Here is a 17,848-nt window from a genome sequence, read left to right as displayed (position 1 = left end):
GGGGGATGCGGCCGGCAGCTCGTCACCACGGCGAGGAGCTGCCGGCACGTGATCACCATTTGACGCTGTAGGTCACGTCGAAGCTCCGGGGAGCACCGACGTAAAGGGATGTCTCGTTGTAATCCGCCCATTCCGCATAGAATTCGTCGGTAAGATTCCGACCACGCAGCGTCAGCGTGCCTTGGCCGACATCGAAGGCGATCCAAGCATCCAGCACCGTACGGTCCTGCGCCTCATAGAGATTGGCATTGCTGGTGTAGAATGGGCCGACGCCCGTCAGTTGTGCACCAAGGGTGGCCGGAACGCTCTCGAGCCGATAGGTCGTCAGCGCCGACCAAGCCCACGGCACCGAGTTCACTGGACGATTGCCTGTCAGATCCGTACCGGAAGCTGCGCGCAGCTCGGTGAATTCCGCGTCGATGAGCGTACCGGAGAGGCTGAGGTTCCATCGACTCGTGAGATCGATCGCCGCCTCGGCTTCGATGCCGCGGCTCCGTTGGCTTCCGCCCTGAATGGAAACGGAGGCGGAAGTGCGCGTGATGATGTCGTCCTGATTGATTTCGTAGATCGAGGTGGTCGTCGTCACGCGCCCCCCGAAGAGCGTCGACTTGATACCAAGCTCCACGGAGTTGCCGGTCGAGAGCTCGAATTGGGCGTTGCTCAAGCTCGAGGTCATCAAGGCGGTGATGGGGACGACCGCCTCGGCGTACTGAGCAAAAACCGAAGTGCCCTTGAGAATTTCGTACGTTGTTCCGATCCGCCAGGTCGTGCTTTCGAACTCGTTTCCGAAGCTCACCGCGGCACCCGACATCTCGTTTACGATCGTGCGATCCAGATCGATCGTCTCATAGCGGATACCGGCCGAGACAAGCCAGGACGGGGTCAGGTTTACGGCGTTCTCCGCAAACACTGCCTTGGTCACGTGGTCAGCAGACTGCTGCGTCCCCAATGTACCAAAGGGATAAGTCCCGCGATCAGGGTCGAAGATGTCGACGCCGGGTGTGCTACCAAATCGCCGCGTGGTGCCGAAAGAGGTTTCCATATACTCGGCGCCGGCTGCAAAGCGATTGCGAACCCCACCGACGAGTCCGTCAAAGCTCAGCACCATCCGATCCGACCAGAACTCATGATCATGCGAGATCAACGTGGTACCGCGCGTGATCAGCCCCGCCGAATAGGAATAGTAGTCCGCATCGCGCCAGAGACGATCCGCACTGTAGTAGTTGAGCTCGTTTCTCAGCGTCCAATTCTCTGAGAGCTTGTAATCGGCGGCGCCGCGCATCCAGACGCTCTCCGATTCCATCTTGCCGTCTTCGAAATCATAGTTCTTGTCGCGGATGCTCTTATCGAGCACGAGCCCGTTTGAGCTCGAGACCACCCCCGTCGGATTCCGCGCCACGCTGCGGTCGATGAGCGGCGTGCCGTAGTAGGCGGTCGAGAAATCGTCCTTGAAGTAGTCCACTGACGCAGTGATTTTCAGCCGGTCGGTCGGCTTCAGGAGAAGGTTGTTCGTGAATCCGAATTTTTCGGACTCGGTATCGTCGATGAACCCGTTGGAACCCGAAAAACTGAATGTCGACCTCAAGGCGGCATCCGGGCTGAGCACGATGTTCGTGCCAACGCCCGTTTGGACCGTGTCGAAACTTCCATAGCTCACCATGGCTTCGGAGAAATTCCGGTCGGTGGTCGCCTGCTTGGTCACGATGTTGAACGAGCCTGCCAGGCCACTGGTGCCGGACACGACCGACGCAGGGCCTTTGAGAACTTCGACGCGGTCGAAATGAAATGAGCTGTAGTCGCGGGGCAGGAACACCGGATCGGCGGTGCGTGAACCGTCGATGGAAAATCCGGTGGCCTTGTAGAAGCCGCGGGTCACCGTGGTGCCCGGCTCGCCCGGATTGTTGCCGACGACGACGCCAGGAATTGTCCGGAACGTTTCAACGAGGCCACGCGCGCCTTTCTCCTCGATGTCCCGCTGCGTGACGATGTTGACGGTGGCCGGCGTCTCCTCAGGTGTCAGTCCGAGAGCACTTCCCGTGTTGTTTTTGATCTGGAGTTTCGCAGCGGCTGCATCGGCGGCGCCCGCCGTCGGATCATTGGCAATCTGTTCGGGAGACTTTTCCGGAGCGACTGGCTGCTGCGGTTGAGCCGAAACTGTGGTCGGCGCCTTCTTGCCTGCAGTCGCTTTCTTGGCCTTCGCCGCTTTTGGGGTCTCTACGACCAGCGGCGGAAGGGCTACGGGCTGGCTGTTCGCCTCTTGCGCACGGGCGGAGGAGAACGGCATCGCCGTCAACAGGCAGGAAAAGGAGAAGAGCCCGACCGCGTGGCTCTTCTTTGCGAGGCGGTGAAAGTGTTTGTTCATTGCAGGAACTCATAGGAGTTCGGTCAGCGCTGCGTGCGCGAGAGCGCGCACTGCAACTGCAGCCGAAATGTCAGCTATCATGTGATGGAAAGGCGGGGACCGGCTTACGCGGTCAGGAAAGCCGCAGCTGGCGGACCTCGCGCCGAAACGGCGCCGGCCTTAGGCGTCGCCCAGAAACGATCACGGACGATCCGATAAGTGACGGCTGAGAATTCCGCCTCGGATGCAACTTGAAACGGCGCGTCAGACAGCAGAGCAACGGTTCCCATCGTAGCAAAATCGCAGGCTTTCGCGGTGCGCTGCTGTTTATGGAGGGGAGACTGCTCGTCGCCGGTTTCAAGGGCAATTGTGCGAGGGCCGTAGCCTGTGCAGATGACGACCGTGGCGGAGCCCGTCTCAACTGAGGGCGCAAGCATGAATCCGGCCGGCAGCAGGGAATGGATGGCAAACGCCGCCAAACACAGGAGATGGAGCACACGCTTTAGGATCACGGCATCCTTGCCCGAGGCAATAACTCGTTGGGAAGTTGGAATGAGCAGCCTGCGATAGCAACTCTGGCTTTCTGTGGCCCAGCCGAAAGCGCAGTCTCTGTTGCTTCTCGGTCACGAAGGCCACCGCAAAGCTCGGGCGAGCGACCCGTCGCCGGGAGTTCCACCTTTGGCCCGAACCGGCGCTGCCTGTTAAGGGTGGACAATCGCAGGCCGGAATGAGGGACAAAATGGATAACAAGACCGTCGGCTCTTGCCTATGCGGAAGCATCACCTTCGAAGTGTCTGGACCGTTCGAGAGCTTCTTCCTTTGCCATTGCTCGCGCTGCCGCAAGGATACGGGATCGGCTTACGCGGCGAACCTGTTCTCGACGACGGCCACGATCACGTGGCGCTCCGGGCAAGACCTCGTGAGGACGTTCCAACTGCCATCTACGCGCCATCAGAGGAGCTTCTGCAGCAGCTGTGGTTCGGCAGTCCCGAGCCTCCAGTTGGGAGGCGCCTTGCTCGTCGTGCCCGCTGGAAGCCTCGACAGCGCGGTGGACATCCGGCCCAATGCGCACATCTGTTTCGCGAGCCGGGCAACGTGGGACCGGCAGATCGAAGACATTTCCAAGATCGACGAGCTTCCAGGCTGAACCAATGACATCGGCCGGACATTTCCGCGCCGTTGCGAGTCAAAATCGCACGACCGAGGTAAATCTTAACCACGAGGCGGTGGGCGGACAGCGGACTCTCAGTTAGGATGGCAAGCTTCTAGAAAGTTGGGCGCAACGGGGGGAACTTCACAGGAGGTTCCAATGCTTTGCCGGACTTCTATCGCCGCCGCTGTGCTTTGCTTCGCACAGGCCGCGCATGCCGCCGAGCCACCCGCGCTCACGCTGTTTGAGAACGTCCGCATCTTCGACGGCAAGAGCGATACGCTCAGCGGGAACATGAATGTCCTGATCCGCGGCAACGCGATCGAAAAAATCTCAAAAGATCCTATTCCGGTCGATGGCAGCCCCTCGGCAAAGATCATAGCTGGGGGTGGGCGCACGCTCATGCCGGGCCTCATCGATGCGCATTGGCACGCGATGCTTGTTCGGCCCACGCCGGCAGCGTTGCTCACGGACGACCTTGGCTATCTGAATTTGGTCGCCGGAGCCGAGGCGACGGATACGCTGATGCGTGGGTTCACCACCGTTCGCGACGTCGGTGGGCCATCGTTCGGCCTCAAGCGCGCGATCGACGAGGGTATCGTCGTGGGGCCACGCATCTTTCCTTCCGGCGCCATCATCACAGTCACGAGCGGCCACGGCGACTTCCGCAATGCCAATGAGCTGCCCCGCGTCGTCGGCGCCCCCTTGTCGCGCCAGGAGCGGACTGGAGCCTCGATGGTCGCCGACAGTCCGGATGAAGTCCGCGTGCGCGTGCGCGAACAGCTTCTGAAGGGGGCGTCGCAAATCAAGCTCACGGCAGGCGGTGGCGTGGCGTCGCCGAACAGCCCCCTTGATGCTTCCACGTTCACCGAAGCTGAGTTGCGCGCCGCTGTCGAAGCGGCGGAAAACTGGGGCACCTACGTGACGGTGCACGCCTACACGCCGGTTTCTATCCAGCGCGCAATCGCCGCCGGCGTAAAGTGCATCGAGCACGGCCACCTTATGGATGAGGCGACAGCGAAGTTGATCGCCGAGCGAGGCGTTTGGCTTAGCACCCAGGCGTTTCCGGACGAGATGGCCGACGCGTTTCCACCGGGCTCGAAAGAGCGCGCCAAGGCGTTCACGGTGTTCGCGGGGACGAACAAGACCATCGAACTGGCCAAAAAATATAAGCTCAAGACGGCTTGGGGCACCGACGTCCTGTTTTCGCAGCGGCTGGCCCAGCGTCAGGGCGAATTGCTGGTCAAGTTTACGCGGTGGTACACCCCGGCTGAAACGCTCGTCATGGCAACCGGAACCAACGCCGAACTCTTGGCGATGTCTGGGGAGCGCAATCCATATCCCGGCAAGCTCGGTGTCGTCGAGGAAGGCGCTTTCGCGGATCTTCTGCTGGTCGACGGTGATCCCATCGCCGACATCAAGTTGCTCCAGGATCCGGCCAAGAACCTCGTCGTCATCATGAAGGACGGCAAGGTCTTCAAGAACGCTCTGTAAAGGGACCTACGACCAACGTCTGCTTGCCAATCTCAGACGCGAAATTTGGCGCTCCATAAGCCGGTATCGTGATGGCGTCAGCGTCGTCTTGTGAGGGTTATGGAGCGCGATTGCGTAAGACATAGGTCTCCGTTTCGTCGGCCAGCCGCTTTTCCATTTGTCAGGAGCACGCGCCCCCTATATTGGCAAAGCGCGCGGCGACACTGTTCGCTTCGCGATAGCTGGAGACTGGATGTCAGAGCTTGTGTGAGAAGGCTCTCTGAACCTCAGAGAGCCTCGTGAATTCATAGCCGCCGCGTGCACGCGCACGCGGGGCGTCTTTTCGCGCCTATCACACGAGACTTCCATGAACATCTCACGAAATGAGCAACGTGCCCTGCACGTGCTGGCCCTTGGTGGCCGAATCCTCCACGAGCGGGTCGACGGTCCAAAAATCACGGCCGTGACATGCGTCACCCGCGACGGGATGGCCCTCGCTGACTTCGACCTGACTGTCTTCAACCGGTTGCGGCAGAAACGGCTTATCGAATCCCGGTCGGGGAGCCCATATCGGATTTCGAAACGCGGCCGCACTTTCGTTCGCGCTCAACTCGACAATCGGGGGGCATGACATGCTGATCCGCAACGAAACGATGGGTGACATCCCGGCGATCAGCCGTCTTGTCACGGAAGCTCTCCTGATGCTTGCGCAATCAAGTGGAACAGAAGCGAGCATCGTTGAGAGGCTGCGGGCAGAGGGCGCCCTTGCTCTCTCCCTTGTGGCAGAAGAGGAGGGCGAGGTGATCGGTTATCTGGCCGCTTCGGCGGCACGGATCGGCAGTGAGGGTGGCTGGGGTCTGATCGGTCCGCTTGTGGTTTTGCCGTCAAGGCATCGCCAGGGTATCGGCACGGCTCTGATGGAAGAAGCCCTCAGCCGACTGCAGGCGACAAGCCGGGGTGCGGCGTTGGTGGGCGACCCCACCTACTACGGCCGGTTCGGCTTCCGGTCCTTCCCCGGCCTAGGCGTAGCTGGCTGTCCCCCCGAGGTGGTTCAGGCCTTGCCGTTCGACGGAATAGAGCCGCGCGGGGAACTGATTCATCATCCGGCGTTCGGTCTGAACCAGCGGGAGTGACAGAGGGTCGGGCTGTGCATCGTCGAGAGGTGCAGCCCGACTGCTGGTCGCGGTGGCAGGGAGCAAAGCGGAGCGCCCACGGGCGCGTGAGCGATATAGTGGCGGGCCTGGAGGGACTGAGTTCGAATTCTCGTTCCAGCCCGAAGGGCTCGGGAGCAAGGCGACCCGGGCCAAGTGGCCCGCCCCCGCGGAGCGCCCACTGGCGCGTGAGCGATATAGTGGCGGAGAGAGTGGGATTCGAACCCACGAGACGGTTGCCCGCCTACACGCGTTCCAGGCGTGCGCCTTCAACCACTCGGCCATCTCTCCGACGCGCATAAGCGCATGTCCGCCCTGTGTGGAAAGGACAGGGGGCATCAGGTTTTCGTTCGTCCGAAACCGCAGGATTCCGCTGAGAACCGACCCGAAGCGGCGCACTATACCCAGAACCGTCTTCGAGGCAACACGCGAACCGGCGCGATGCATCTTCTTTTTTGCCCCAACATGTTAGAGTAAGAGCCGAGCGGTTCGGCAGCAGGTGGCGAAGAGCCCTGGCACCGCCTTCTGGGGCACGAAAGGGATGGGTGCTCCCTCTCCCTAGGCCTGTCCGCGCGAGGCCTGTCGCGTCGTAATTTCTGGCCCTGACCAAGAGCTTAGGACACACGAGAGCTTAAAATGGCCGTCTTCCGCTTCCTTGCCGCAGTGTTCCTGCTGGTCGCTACCGTCGCCCTGGTCGTAGACGCCACTCCCACGGTCTACGGCGCCGGAAGCTTCAAGCCCTCGGCCTTGAGCAACGACTGGATGGAGCTGGCCCCGAAATCATACGACGCAGCCAGAAGCGCGGTCTCGGGCCTCGCACCGTGGCTATGGGGGGATGTGATCGCGCCGATCCTCACCATCCCGACGTTCGTGGCGTTCGGCGGGCTCGCCCTTCTCGCTGGTTACGCGGGTCGGCGGCGAAAGACCGTGCGCATTTTCGCCAACTGACCGGCTTCTCCAACTGACCTGCGAGCGGCCAAGCGCGCAACTGAAGGCGCGCTTACCCCTCCCTGCTAGCAGAGGCGGGCTCTGGTCGCCCCGGCGTTGCTACTTCTTTTGCGCTTTGGCTGGCAGCGTGGCGGTCGGAGCAAGCTGGCCCGAAACCGCGGCCGAAGCTGTCTGGCCGATTGGCGTCTCACTCGCAAAATCATCGACGATACCAATCACGATCAGAACCACGAGCGCGCCCACCAGCCCCATCACCACGTTGTGGTGAGACCTGTTGAGATCGGTGATCTGCGCCTCATCGACGGCGTCCACCTCGTTCACCCGGCTACCTTTGATGCCGAAGAATTTGCGGCGGAACGAGCGGCGCACATTGCCCCGGTCGATCAATGGAAGCCTAGCCCGCTCCGCGATTTTCTTGGCGATCTCCGTATAGGGAAAGCACGGATCGACGTTGGCTTCGCTGACGTAGCCGATCGGCACGGATTTCTCGTCCTTGGTGATCAGGCGGGCGCCCTTGAGCAGCACCGGCACCAGCGAACCGCCATAGATCTCGCGCCGCGTCTCGACCGTCTGCACCTGATCGTAGGGAACCTCATAGGTTTTATAGCGCAGCATCGGCGTCGGACCGCGGCCCGATGGCAACGTCATCTTGACCGACGTTTCGCCGAGTTCGACGCGCGCACGGAGCGAGAACAGGAGCTCGATGACGATCAGGAACATCAGAATCGCGAACGCCGTCGCCATGATGCCGAGGCCGACCGCGTCGAAGAACAGCCCATGCTTGAGCCGCATGTAGATCATGGCGGGCAAGCTGGCGAAAAACGGGAGAAGGATGAGAAAGACGAACGAGAAGAACGTCTTGCGGCCGCCACTAGCGGCATAGACGGTTCGCTCGTGCTTGACCTCCGGGATCGCTGCCCCGCCAGCCGCTGCCTCAGCCATGCTCTACTCCCCGACCCGTCCGTCTGCTCTCCTCGTATCCTATCCCGGTCCACCCGGTCGAGTCACGGGGGCGCAAGCTTGGCACGAGAGGGCCAGGTGTGGCGCGGAGGTCACCCCGCCCGCGCCAGGCCGGCCTGTGAACGCGGTCTAGGACGAGCCCTCGCTCTCCCGGTGTTCCCGCAGCTCGGGGGCTTCCGGCAAGTCCGCATCTTCTGATGGCTCGAACGCCGCGCCGTCGCCGGAGAGCCGCGCCGTCTTCACGATGGCTTCGGCCCGCTCCGGCGTGAGCCCGAGACTGGTCAGCGTGTAGCCGAGCAGCCCGAGTGACACCTCGCGCGTGCCCATGATCGCGAACCCGATGCCTTGCGTCTTGAGGTAGGCGAGCTCGGAAGCGCGGTGCGTACGTACGGCGGTGTCGATGCGGGGATTGAGATCCCGCGCCAGGGTCAGGATCTGGCGCTTCTGATAACTGGGCGGCAGCGCGAGAATGAGCAGGCGCGCGGAGGCGACTCCGGCCGCTTCCAGCACGCCTGGGGCCGTCGCGTCTCCGTAGACCGCCGAAATCCCCCGTTTGCGCAGATCTTCCACCCGCCGCCGATCCTGGTCGATGACGACGAACGCAAGCCCCTGCTCCTTGAGCACATCGACGATGTCGCTACCGACGCGCCCGTAGCCGACGATGATCGCGTGGTCCTTGAGGGAAGGGCTCTTGTCGCGGTCGGGCAGCGTCTCGAAGCCGGTCGGCCGTTCGAGCCAGGAAAGCAGTTTCGGCCGTGCCTTGATCCAGTTCGCCGCCGGATCGATTCCGGCGAACACCAGCGGGTTGAGCGTGATCGACAGAATGGCGCCCGCCAGAATGAGGTCGCGCCCTTCCGGCGGCAGAAGTCCGAGCGACACGCCGAGCGCGGCCAGGATGAACGAGAATTCGCCGATCTGCGCGAGGCTCGCCGACACCGTGAGCGCCGTCACGATCGGATAGCCGCGTGCGAGCACGATCGCGAACGCCGCGATCGACTTTCCGAACACGATCAGGAGCACGGTCGCGATCACCGCGAGCGGCTCGCGCACCAGGATACTCGGGTCGAACAGCATGCCGACCGAAACGAAGAACAGCACGGCGAATGCGTCTTGCAGCGGCAGCGAGTCGGCGGCCGCCTTGTGGCTGAAATCGGATTCGCTGAGCACCACGCCGGCGAAGAAGGCGCCGAGCGCGAACGAGACGCCGAACAGCTCCGCCGAGCCGTAGGCGATGCCGAGCGCGATCGCGAGCACCGCGAGCGTGAACAACTCGCGCGACCCGGTTCGTGCAACGAGCTGCAGCAACCACGGCACCGCCCGCGTTCCGACCACGAACACCAGAGCCGTAAAGATCGCGACCTTGCCGAGCGTGAGAAGAAGTGTGACGACCACGCTGCCGCCGGAGAGCTGGCTCGCGACGCCGCGCGCTTCACCCTCGCCTCCAAGCGCGCCGGCGAGCGCCGGCAGCAGCACGAGCGCAAGCACCATCGCCAAATCCTCGACGATCAGCCAGCCGACCGCGATCTGCCCGTTGAGAGAATCGAGTGCATTGCGTTGTTCGAGCGCCCGCAAAAGCACCACGGTGCTCGCGACCGAAAGCGCAAGCCCGAACACCAAGCCCGCACCTACGGTCCATCCCCACAGCAGCGCAAGCCCGAGACCGGCACCGGTCGCGACCGCGATTTGCACGATGGCGCCGGGAAGCGCGATACCCCGCACCTCGAGCAGGTCGTTAATGGAAAAGTGGAGGCCGACGCCGAACATCAAGAGCATAACGCCGATCTCGGCGAGCTGCCCCGCGATGTGCGCGTCTCCGACGAAGCCGGGCGTGTAGGGACCGAGCGCGACACCCGCAAGGAGATAGCCCACGAGCGGAGGGAGGCTCACCTTTTGGGCAATGAGCCCGCCAATGAAAGCGAGCACGAGGCCCATCGAGATCGTGGCAATCAGCGAGATGTCGTGTTCCATAAGGCTCCAGGTCTGTTTCGCCCAATCTGTTCGGACAAGAGGTTTTCGGATGGATCGTCAGCGAGACGCGGGATCGGAGGCGGGAGACGCAACGAGTACAAATATGGGGTCTCTTCGTCGCCGTGTTAACCGTCCGACGTGACGCCGGCAGAACGAATTTCGCGTAGGGCACGGAAAAATTCGACAGGGTTGCGCACCGCCAGCCGTAGAATTCGCGAGCCTCAGGCTTCGCGCATCAGGGCGTCTTGGGCTTCTGCAGTGATGGCCCTATTCGACAAACGCCGCGCACGGGCAGCTCTCTCGATCTCGAAATGTCGGGGCATTGGGCCTCTCGGTGCAGGGATGTATTTTCTTTATACGCATGACCAACCGCTGAGCCCGGCCGTTGTCGGGTCTCATTTCAGTCTGGCGCGAGCAGCATCCCTTGCATGCCGATAGCGGATCGTTCCCGAAAGTATCGGGGGTTGCCGCCGTTGGGCAATCAAAATCAGGTCTCCGGGCATCATTTTGCCGTCACCGAAGCGTTTTGTGCGGAGGCGGAGTATGAGAGCGAACGAGCAATCTCTTGCCTAGTCCCTGTCTGCCGGGAGACAATACTGAGGGGACTTGTTCGGCTACCAGAGTGGAACGCAATGCGAATGTCGAGATCAAAGACACTTTCCGTAGCCATATCGCTTGCCGCTTCGGCCGCGTTGGTGCTCGCCGCCTCACCGGCCATGGCGGCGAAGGATTTCACGTTTAGCGAGAAAGCGAACGAGCGCCTCGCGAAGAAGCTGAACATTCCGATCTACTTCACGCTTCCTGCCAGCACATGGGCGCCCTTGAAGGGTCCATTCAACACGACCGACGTCCTGGTCGATTTCAAGCATCCGGACGCTCTAAAGACGCGCAGCGACGCAGGTCTTCGCCTCGTCGTCACGCCGCGCTCCGGAATGGCCGCGCGCCTGGCCAAGAGCGGCATCTTTCAAACCGGAGATCTTCTGCTGACGTTCCGGGCAGAATGGGGAGGAGCCGGCGCTTATCCGAATGTGCAGATGGGCATCAGCCATACCGGCATCGCCTACATCAAGGACGGCAAGCTGCGGAATGTCGACAACCCGTTGAACGAGGAATACCTCGGCAAGGGCATGACCGCGGAGTTGACGAGCGAGCACTACAAGACGCTGAACTTCATCCATGTCGTGCGGCCGCGCGATCTCAGCGACGCCGATCGGGCCAACATCGTCGCGTGGGCGTCGCGCTTGAACAGCAACGCCAAGCGCATCTATCCGAGCCAGATCAAATTCAACGACGACTATAACGCGCCGAAGTACAAGCCCGGCAAGCCGGTGGAGTTCGTGAAGCACCTGGGGCAGATCGCACTCGGCCAGAACCCGCCGGGTACGCTGGATCTCTATTGTTCCGAGTTCGCGTGGTCCCTGCTCGCGCTGAAGGGGTGTGATCCGGCCAAGACCGCCGATGATTTCAAGGGGAGCCGCGTTCCTTCGTGCGTGAAGCCGCCGATGACGCCGTTGGATGCGGCCGGCAACACGATTACGAGCGCGGGGCGCACGTCCCGCGTCGGGCTTGCGGATGGTCCTCTTACGGTGATCGACGGATTGAAGATCCCGAAGTCGGAGCGCGATACGTTGCTGCAATCCGTGTTCGTCGAGAATCCGAGCAAGCTCTCGAAGATGTCGGAAGGCCACCGCAAGGTCGCGGAGACCATGCAGCCGAAATTCGAGACCCTGAAGGATTACTATCTGGGTGTCAGCGGCGGCACCGTTGTGCAGCGCCTGAGGGCGCGGCTGATCCGGAGTGCCTTCAACCGCGCCGTGCCGGAGAACTATTCGCCGACATCGTATCTGTTGAACACGCTGCTGCCGGCCAACAACGTCAACCGGACCATGGACTACGTGGCGACGATCGTGATCGAATAGACGCGTTGGAGGCGGCGGAGAGAGACTGTCTCCGCCGCCTTTGAGCGACCGGCGAACTAGGCCGGGTCGAGCGTCCAGATTGAAACGTCGGCCGGCTTCGCCAGATGGCCGAGAAACTTCTGAAGCACGCCGGTGGACTCGCGCCAGGCCATGTACGCTTGTTGATCGGCGGGAGAATCCCACTCCTGAAGCAGCAGGAAATCTCCCGCGTTGTCGCGGCCGACGTACGTCTTGCAGAATCGGCAGCCCTTGGCTTTGCGTGTGTCGGGCAAAATCTCGGCGAGAAAGGCCTGAAACGCGTTCGCGTCTGTGGGCGTCAAACGAAGCGTGACGACGATCGGGTCGTTGGACATGAATGCCTCCTTGTTTGCAGGCGCAAAGTCTTATAATGACCAAGTGGTCAATATCGCGTGCGTGTAATCGCACGCTCCCTGGCTGATAACCAAGTGGTCAACAGGTCGCACCGGAATGACCCGGAGGGACGCGCCGATGTCAGATGAAAGCGCCGGTTCCCGGAAGCCGAAACGGAAGCGCCTCGATCCCCAGACGCGCGAGGAGGAGATCGTCGAAGGGGCGAGCCTCTACTTCGCGGAGGTCGGTTTCGACGGCAGCATGAGAGATCTGGCGGCGCGCCTCGGTATTTCCCACGCGCTGCTGTTTCGCTATTTCCCGACCAAGGACGCGCTGATCGATCGCGTCTACGACCGCATCTTTCTGTCTCGTTGGGATCCGACTTGGGACGGCTTGCTGGACGACGGAACTTTGCCGCTCGCCGAGCGGCTGAAGCGCTTCTATTCCGGCTACCTGCGCGCCATCGATCGCCCGGAGTGGGTGAGAACGTTCATCTACGGCGGCCTTGCCGGCATCAATATCAATCAGCGCTATCTGAGCCTGATCAAACGCAAGGTGATTGCGCCGGTCGCTGTCGAGCTCGGAAAGCTTGGCGGAACTGGCCACGGCGGCGCGGTTCCGAGCGAAGAGGCGCTGGAGCTGTCGTGGGGGTTACATGGCGAGGTTTTCTATCTCGCCATTCGGCGCTGGGTGTACGGGGTGAAGGTGACGACCGATGTCGAGGGCTTTGTCGCGCTGACGGTGGCCAAGTTTCTCGAAGGTGCGCCGGCCGTTCTGAAGATGCGCTCACGTGGCCGCTGACCGAAGCGGCCTATCACCTCGCGAAACCTGTCGCGTCGGGACGCCTGCCGCTTCGGGATGAATTCGCGCTTCGCTGTGTGTGAGCTACTTCGCGTCCTCGATGGTCTCGTCGCACGTGACGAGACGCCAGAACGCCGCCATCTTGGCCGCGTCGTGAAACTCCTCGACTTTGGCGATCTTCCGGCCTCGATAGGTCACGATCTGCCGGAATGAGCCGGACAGCACATGCCCGGTGCGGCGATGCCGGACATACGCCTCGACTTTGGCGCGCCCGACTCCATCTTCGAACTGGAAATACTCGGTTGCGGTCGCGCTTTCTGCGACGGAAACGATAGATCGGAGGAATGTCCGGAGGCCCGGCTTCCCCTCGATCGTGTAGGGCGCACCGTCCAAGCCCGCATTGCACCAATAGATCACGTCGTCGGCATAATAGCTGAGCATCAGCTCGATCTCGCCCTGCGACCAAGCATTGTGCAGAGAGTCGAGCACTTCACGTGCCATGTACGAGTCAAATTTCTTCAACTGCAAACCCCCCTTTCGACGGGCATTCGTCTGCAATGAAATATCAGATAAAATTCATAAAAGCTTACACACGGACACCAACGCATCCTTGCGACCACTGTAAAGCGCGTGAAACACAATTAGAAGCGAGAAAAGCGAGCGACCACCACCTGAAAGCGAGGAATCGAACGCTGTTCTCTATTTAAGCGACGGCCTCGCTGTCCGCCTCACGCTTGCGCTCCTGCTTCTTGCGCTCGTTCGGATCGAGCCAGCGCTTGCGGAGCCTGATCGTCTTTGGTGTGACCTCGACAAGCTCTTCGTCGGTGATGTAGCTCATCGCGCGTTCGAGCGTGAGCTTGATCGGCGGCGTCAGCAGCACCGCGTCGTCCTTGCCCGAGGCGCGCACGTTGGTGAGCTTTTTGCCCTTGACGACGTTGACCTCGAGATCGTTGTCGCGCGTGTGTTCGCCGACGATCATGCCGACGTAGACGCGGGTCTGCGCGCCGATGAAGAAGGGTCCGCGATCCTGCAGGTTGAAGATCGCGTAGGCCGCCGCTTCGCCGTCGGAGTTCGAGATCAGAACGCCGGTGTGGCGCCCGGCGATTTCACCGCGGAATGGCTCGTAGGCATGGAACAGCTTGTTCATGACGGCCGTGCCGCGCGTGTCCGAAAGCAGTTCCGCCTGATAGCCGAGCAGGCTGCGGGTCGGAACATAGAACACCATGCGCGTACGTCCGCCGCCCGAGGGGCGCATTTCCCGCAGCTCGCCTTTACGTTCCGAGAGCTTCTGCACGATGATACCGGTGTGGCCGTCGTCGACGTCGATGATGACTTCCTCGATCGGTTCGAGCTTGGCGCCGGACGCCTCGTCGGCCTTGAACACGACCTTCGGGCGCGAGACGGTCAGCTCGAATCCTTCGCGGCGCATGTTTTCGAGGAGAATGGCGAGCTGCAACTCGCCGCGGCCTGCGACGTCGAAGGAGTCGCCGCCTTCGAGCGACGGCGTCACTTTGATCGCGATGTTGCGTTCCGCTTCCTTGAACAACCGGTCGCGAATGACGCGGCTCTGAACTTTGTCGCCTTCCTGCCCGGCGAACGGTCCGTCGTTGATGCGGAACGTCATCGACAGCGTCGGCGGATCGACGGGCTGCGCTTCGATCGGCTTCTCGACGGCGGGATCGCAAAGCGTATCGGCCACCGTTGCCTCGCTCATGCCGGCAAGCGCCACGATCTCGCCCGCGTGCGCTTCCTCGACCGGCACGCGTTCGAGCCCGCGGAATGCCAGCACTTTGGTGACACGGAACGTTTCGACCAGCTTGCCGTTGCGGTCCAGCGCCTTGAGCTGCTGGTTTGATTTCAGCGTGCCGGATGAGATGCGGCCCGTAAGAATGCGGCCCAGGAAGTTATCGGCTTCGAGCGTGGTCGCAAGCAGACGCACCGGTCCCGGCTCGACGGTCGGCGGCGGCACGTGGCGCACGATGAGATCGAACATCGGCGCCAGGTTTTCCTGCGGACCTGCCGGATCGAGCGCCATCCAGCCGTTGCGGCCGGAACCGTAGAGAACCGGGAAATCGAGCTGCTCGTCGGTTGCGTCGAGATTGGCGAAGAGATCGAAGATCTCATTCAGGACGTCGAGATGCCGCTCGTCGGGGCGGTCGATCTTGTTGATGGCGACGATCGGGCGGATGCCACGCTTCAGCGCCTTCGACACCACGAACTTGGTCTGCGGCAGCGGACCTTCCGAAGCGTCGACCAGCACCACGACGCCATCGACCATGTTCAGGATGCGCTCCACCTCGCCGCCGAAGTCGGCGTGGCCCGGCGTATCGATGATGTTGATGCGCGTGTCTTTCCAGACGACGCTGGTGCACTTCGCCAGAATGGTGATGCCGCGCTCGCGCTCGAGGTCGTTCGAGTCCATCGCCCGTTCCGCAACCTTTTGGTTTTCGCGGAAAGAGCCCGATTGTTTCAGAAGTTCGTCGACGAGGGTCGTTTTGCCGTGGTCGACGTGCGCGATGATCGCGATATTGCGAATGTCCATGGGTGTCCTGAAGGGTGTGGGCGCAACCTGAGATTGTGGAGCGTGTGCGCCGCAATAATTCTGGCGCGGAGGTAGCACACCCCGAGCCTGATCGCCAGCGGCCGCGGCGCCCCAGGGCTGGATCGATCGCAAATGCCTGTTTTCCAGGCGCCAGGATGGTTAAACGCGCGGGGGGCTGGTCCCGTTGCTTCCAGGGCCGGGGCTCGTCTGCTCCGCCGCATAGAGCTGGGCCAAAAACGCATCGACCTCCGGCTTTGTGGCCGTCAGCTGATCTTGCCGTTTCCGCTGGCGCTCCTGCCGGGACCGCGCCCGCCAAGTGGCGCCTGGCTCCTTGAGCCGTCGCCCGCCAGAGATCAGGAGCGGGTGTGTCGGCTCGTCGAGGTCCAATTCCTCGAGCATGGTTTCGCGCAGCGCGAAGAACGATTGCAGGATCGCCTCGCACGCGAGCTTCTTGTCCTCGGGCGGAATGTCCGGCCGCTTTCGGGGATCGAGCGATTGCAGCGCGCGGCGCATGTCGTGCAGCGGCGCATATGGGTAGAGCCCCACCAGACTTTCGGTTTCGCCGGCGTTCGCATAGACGATCCGCATATTGTCGATCGTCTCGGAAATGCGCCCGAACGCGGCGAGGTAGTCGTCGGTCGAGACGTAGGGCTTCTCGCAATAGGTATAGAGCGCAGACTTCGTGCGCACGATGCCGCGCCATTCCTCTTCAAGGCTCTCGACGAACTTGGAGCGCTTCTGGAACACGTTGGCGAGATAGGCGGCCACCACCGTCACGAACACCAGCGTCATGTCCTTCAAGTATTCGTAGAGGTCCGCCGCCGCGGTTTCGATCGCCGTTCCGGCAATTCCCGGGATACGATCGGCAAACTTCGAGGCGAGCGAAAGCACCAATACGAAGCCCAGCCAGAAGTAGGCATGGCGGAGCGTACGGTTGAGGGAAGCGCGGGTCATGGGGCAAGCACTGCAACTATGAGCGACTGGGCCCCAACCGTGATCGGCAGACCGCGGCATTTCAAGGGCAAAGATGGCGCCCAAAACAAACGTGCCGGAGAGCGTGTCTCCGGCACGTCGAAATGTCCCGCGTAAGCGCTGGATCTGTTACGGGCAGAACCAGACCGGGCCGACTGCGATACAGCCGCGCGTCTGCCAATAAGCCGGACGCTTGGAATGGCGGTGCCAGCCCTTGGGCGCATGCGAGTAGCGTCCGCCCGAACGATAATGGGGCTTGGGACCGAAATAGTTCTTCTTCCCGTACTTGTTGCCATACTTTTTATGGCCGGGCTTGTGGTTGACGAGCTGAATGCTCTGCGGCGCAGTAGCAGTCGCCTGGTTTGCGGCAGAGGCCGGCAATGCATTGGCCGGCGTGATGCTCATAAGTCCGAGCAAAGCGGCGGAACATGCGAACGCAGCAATTTTCAAAGCGAGTCTCCTTTATGAGTATCGGGCGTCTTGAACGATTTACGGAGGGCCGGAGTTCCAGCCCTGATATGATGAGAACGTGGCTCGCATCGTTTTCCGTCGCTCGTGGATGGAGCTATTCGTAATGTAATGTTTGAATTGGCCCGATCCGATTTGGGGGTGACTTCGTCAACCTCGCCTTGCGTGCGATCAATCCGTGCGCAGACAATTTTTGCTCTCACATCTGAGTAATTCCGAAATTTTCGCGCGGAGGATGCGGCTCTGATTCAGATCCTGAGTCGACGGGCGCGCGCCGCCTCGAGCCTTGGCGAACGAGCTACCCGCAAACACGAAGGAGAACACGATGGACATCAAGCGAGGCGGCTCGCAGCCTTCTGGCAAAGGCTCTCCGGACTATTTCTCTGGTGCCGTGCGTATCGATCCTCTGTTCCAGGCGCCGGGTCCCGCACGCGCGGTCGGCGCCAGCGTAACGTTCGAGCCGGGCGCCCGCACCGCCTGGCACACGCATCCGCTGGGACAGACTTTGATCGTCATCGCCGGCTGCGGCTGGGCCCAGCGTGAGGGCGGTCCCGTCGAGGAGATCCGACCCGGCGACGTCGTCTGGTTTCCGCCGGGTGAAAGGCATTGGCACGGCGCCACACCGACGACCGCCATGACGCACATCGCGATCCAGGAAGCCGACGGCGGCAAAACCGTCGATTGGCTTGAGCACGTCAGCGACGAGCAGTATCGGCGCTGAGCAGCGTCTGCCAAACGGACGACAATTCGCGCGCGAAAGCGCCGCGCTGGCCTGCAGAAGACCAGCGCGGCGGAACGCGCCCA

At 61.9% G+C, this 17,848-nt stretch carries 16 protein-coding genes and 1 tRNA gene; 8 read left to right on the top strand and 9 right to left on the bottom strand.

The window, feature by feature from the left end; genetic code table 11:
* Window positions 1-52: 52 nt before the first annotated feature.
* On the bottom strand, window positions 53-2,362 hold the full coding sequence (locus RCO24_RS06975) for a TonB-dependent receptor (RefSeq protein WP_308960996.1): 2,310 nt from the start codon (window positions 2,360-2,362) through the stop codon (window positions 53-55).
* 718 nt (window positions 2,363-3,080) lie between these two features.
* On the opposite strand from RCO24_RS06975, the gene RCO24_RS06970 reads away from it, so the two are divergent.
* The 4 genes from RCO24_RS06970 (at window position 3,081) to RCO24_RS06955 (ending at window position 6,097) form a co-directional block, all read left to right on the top strand.
* Entirely contained in the window at window positions 3,081-3,488 is a 408-nt protein-coding gene (locus tag RCO24_RS06970) for a GFA family protein (protein WP_308960994.1), read from the top strand.
* A 162-nt stretch (window positions 3,489-3,650) separates the two neighbouring features.
* Window positions 3,651-4,985: an amidohydrolase family protein gene (locus tag RCO24_RS06965; RefSeq protein WP_308960992.1), complete on the top strand. Its 1,335-nt coding sequence runs from the start codon at window positions 3,651-3,653 to the stop codon at window positions 4,983-4,985.
* A gap of 346 nt (window positions 4,986-5,331) precedes the next feature.
* On the top strand, window positions 5,332-5,595 hold the full coding sequence (locus RCO24_RS06960) for a YjhX family toxin (RefSeq protein ID WP_308960991.1): 264 nt from the start codon (window positions 5,332-5,334) through the stop codon (window positions 5,593-5,595).
* A 1-nt stretch (window position 5,596) separates the two neighbouring features.
* Window positions 5,597-6,097, top strand: coding sequence for an N-acetyltransferase (locus tag RCO24_RS06955; RefSeq protein ID WP_308960989.1), 501 nt, complete (start codon window positions 5,597-5,599; stop codon window positions 6,095-6,097).
* Window positions 6,098-6,316: 219 nt separating this feature from the next.
* Here the strand turns inward: RCO24_RS06955 and RCO24_RS06950 are convergent.
* Window positions 6,317-6,406: transfer RNA gene (locus tag RCO24_RS06950), tRNA-Ser, on the bottom strand.
* 345 nt (window positions 6,407-6,751) lie between these two features.
* Between RCO24_RS06950 and RCO24_RS06945 the strand changes: the two genes are divergently transcribed.
* Window positions 6,752-7,063 (top strand): hypothetical protein, encoded by a 312-nt coding sequence (locus tag RCO24_RS06945; protein ID WP_308960987.1) that lies wholly within the window; start codon window positions 6,752-6,754, stop codon window positions 7,061-7,063.
* Window positions 7,064-7,162: 99 nt separating this feature from the next.
* Here RCO24_RS06945 and RCO24_RS06940 read toward each other — a convergent pair whose 3' ends face one another.
* Both RCO24_RS06940 and ybaL read right to left on the bottom strand, forming a co-directional pair.
* Entirely contained in the window at window positions 7,163-8,005 is an 843-nt protein-coding gene (locus tag RCO24_RS06940) for a hypothetical protein (protein WP_308960985.1), read from the bottom strand.
* 147 nt (window positions 8,006-8,152) lie between these two features.
* Window positions 8,153-9,991, bottom strand: a complete 1,839-nt coding sequence (gene ybaL, locus RCO24_RS06935) for a YbaL family putative K(+) efflux transporter (RefSeq protein WP_308960983.1) — start codon at window positions 9,989-9,991, stop codon at window positions 8,153-8,155.
* A gap of 638 nt (window positions 9,992-10,629) precedes the next feature.
* Between ybaL and RCO24_RS06930 the strand changes: the two genes are divergently transcribed.
* Window positions 10,630-11,910 (top strand): hypothetical protein, encoded by a 1,281-nt coding sequence (locus RCO24_RS06930; protein WP_308960981.1) that lies wholly within the window; start codon window positions 10,630-10,632, stop codon window positions 11,908-11,910.
* Window positions 11,911-11,966: 56 nt separating this feature from the next.
* Here the strand turns inward: RCO24_RS06930 and RCO24_RS06925 are convergent, their stop codons facing one another.
* Complete coding sequence (locus RCO24_RS06925; RefSeq protein WP_308960979.1) at window positions 11,967-12,263, bottom strand: antibiotic biosynthesis monooxygenase family protein; 297 nt, start codon at window positions 12,261-12,263, stop codon at window positions 11,967-11,969.
* Between the two features lie 136 nt (window positions 12,264-12,399).
* Between RCO24_RS06925 and RCO24_RS06920 the strand changes: the two genes are divergently transcribed.
* Entirely contained in the window at window positions 12,400-13,062 is a 663-nt protein-coding gene (locus RCO24_RS06920) for a TetR/AcrR family transcriptional regulator (protein WP_308960978.1), read from the top strand.
* Window positions 13,063-13,146: 84 nt separating this feature from the next.
* On the opposite strand, the gene RCO24_RS06915 is transcribed toward RCO24_RS06920, so the two are convergent.
* The 4 genes from RCO24_RS06915 to RCO24_RS06900 all read right to left on the bottom strand — a co-directional run bounded on the left by RCO24_RS06915 (window position 13,147) and on the right by RCO24_RS06900 (window position 16,981).
* On the bottom strand, window positions 13,147-13,584 hold the full coding sequence (locus RCO24_RS06915) for a hypothetical protein (RefSeq protein ID WP_308960977.1): 438 nt from the start codon (window positions 13,582-13,584) through the stop codon (window positions 13,147-13,149).
* A gap of 181 nt (window positions 13,585-13,765) precedes the next feature.
* Window positions 13,766-15,604, bottom strand: coding sequence for a translational GTPase TypA (gene typA, locus RCO24_RS06910; protein WP_308960976.1), 1,839 nt, complete (start codon window positions 15,602-15,604; stop codon window positions 13,766-13,768).
* A 159-nt stretch (window positions 15,605-15,763) separates the two neighbouring features.
* On the bottom strand, window positions 15,764-16,558 hold the full coding sequence (locus RCO24_RS06905) for a hypothetical protein (RefSeq protein WP_308960974.1): 795 nt from the start codon (window positions 16,556-16,558) through the stop codon (window positions 15,764-15,766).
* Between the two features lie 147 nt (window positions 16,559-16,705).
* Window positions 16,706-16,981 (bottom strand): hypothetical protein, encoded by a 276-nt coding sequence (locus RCO24_RS06900; protein ID WP_308960973.1) that lies wholly within the window; start codon window positions 16,979-16,981, stop codon window positions 16,706-16,708.
* 388 nt (window positions 16,982-17,369) lie between these two features.
* Here RCO24_RS06900 and RCO24_RS06895 point away from each other — a divergent pair, with 388 nt between their 5' ends.
* Entirely contained in the window at window positions 17,370-17,765 is a 396-nt protein-coding gene (locus RCO24_RS06895; protein WP_308960972.1) for a cupin domain-containing protein, read from the top strand.
* Window positions 17,766-17,848: the final 83 nt, after the last annotated feature.

Origin of the sequence: Hyphomicrobium sp. LHD-15 (assembly GCF_031157355.1) — a bacterium.
Classification (GTDB): domain Bacteria; phylum Pseudomonadota; class Alphaproteobacteria; order Rhizobiales; family Hyphomicrobiaceae; genus Hyphomicrobium_C.
This window is presented reverse-complemented; position numbering and strand designations above follow the sequence as displayed.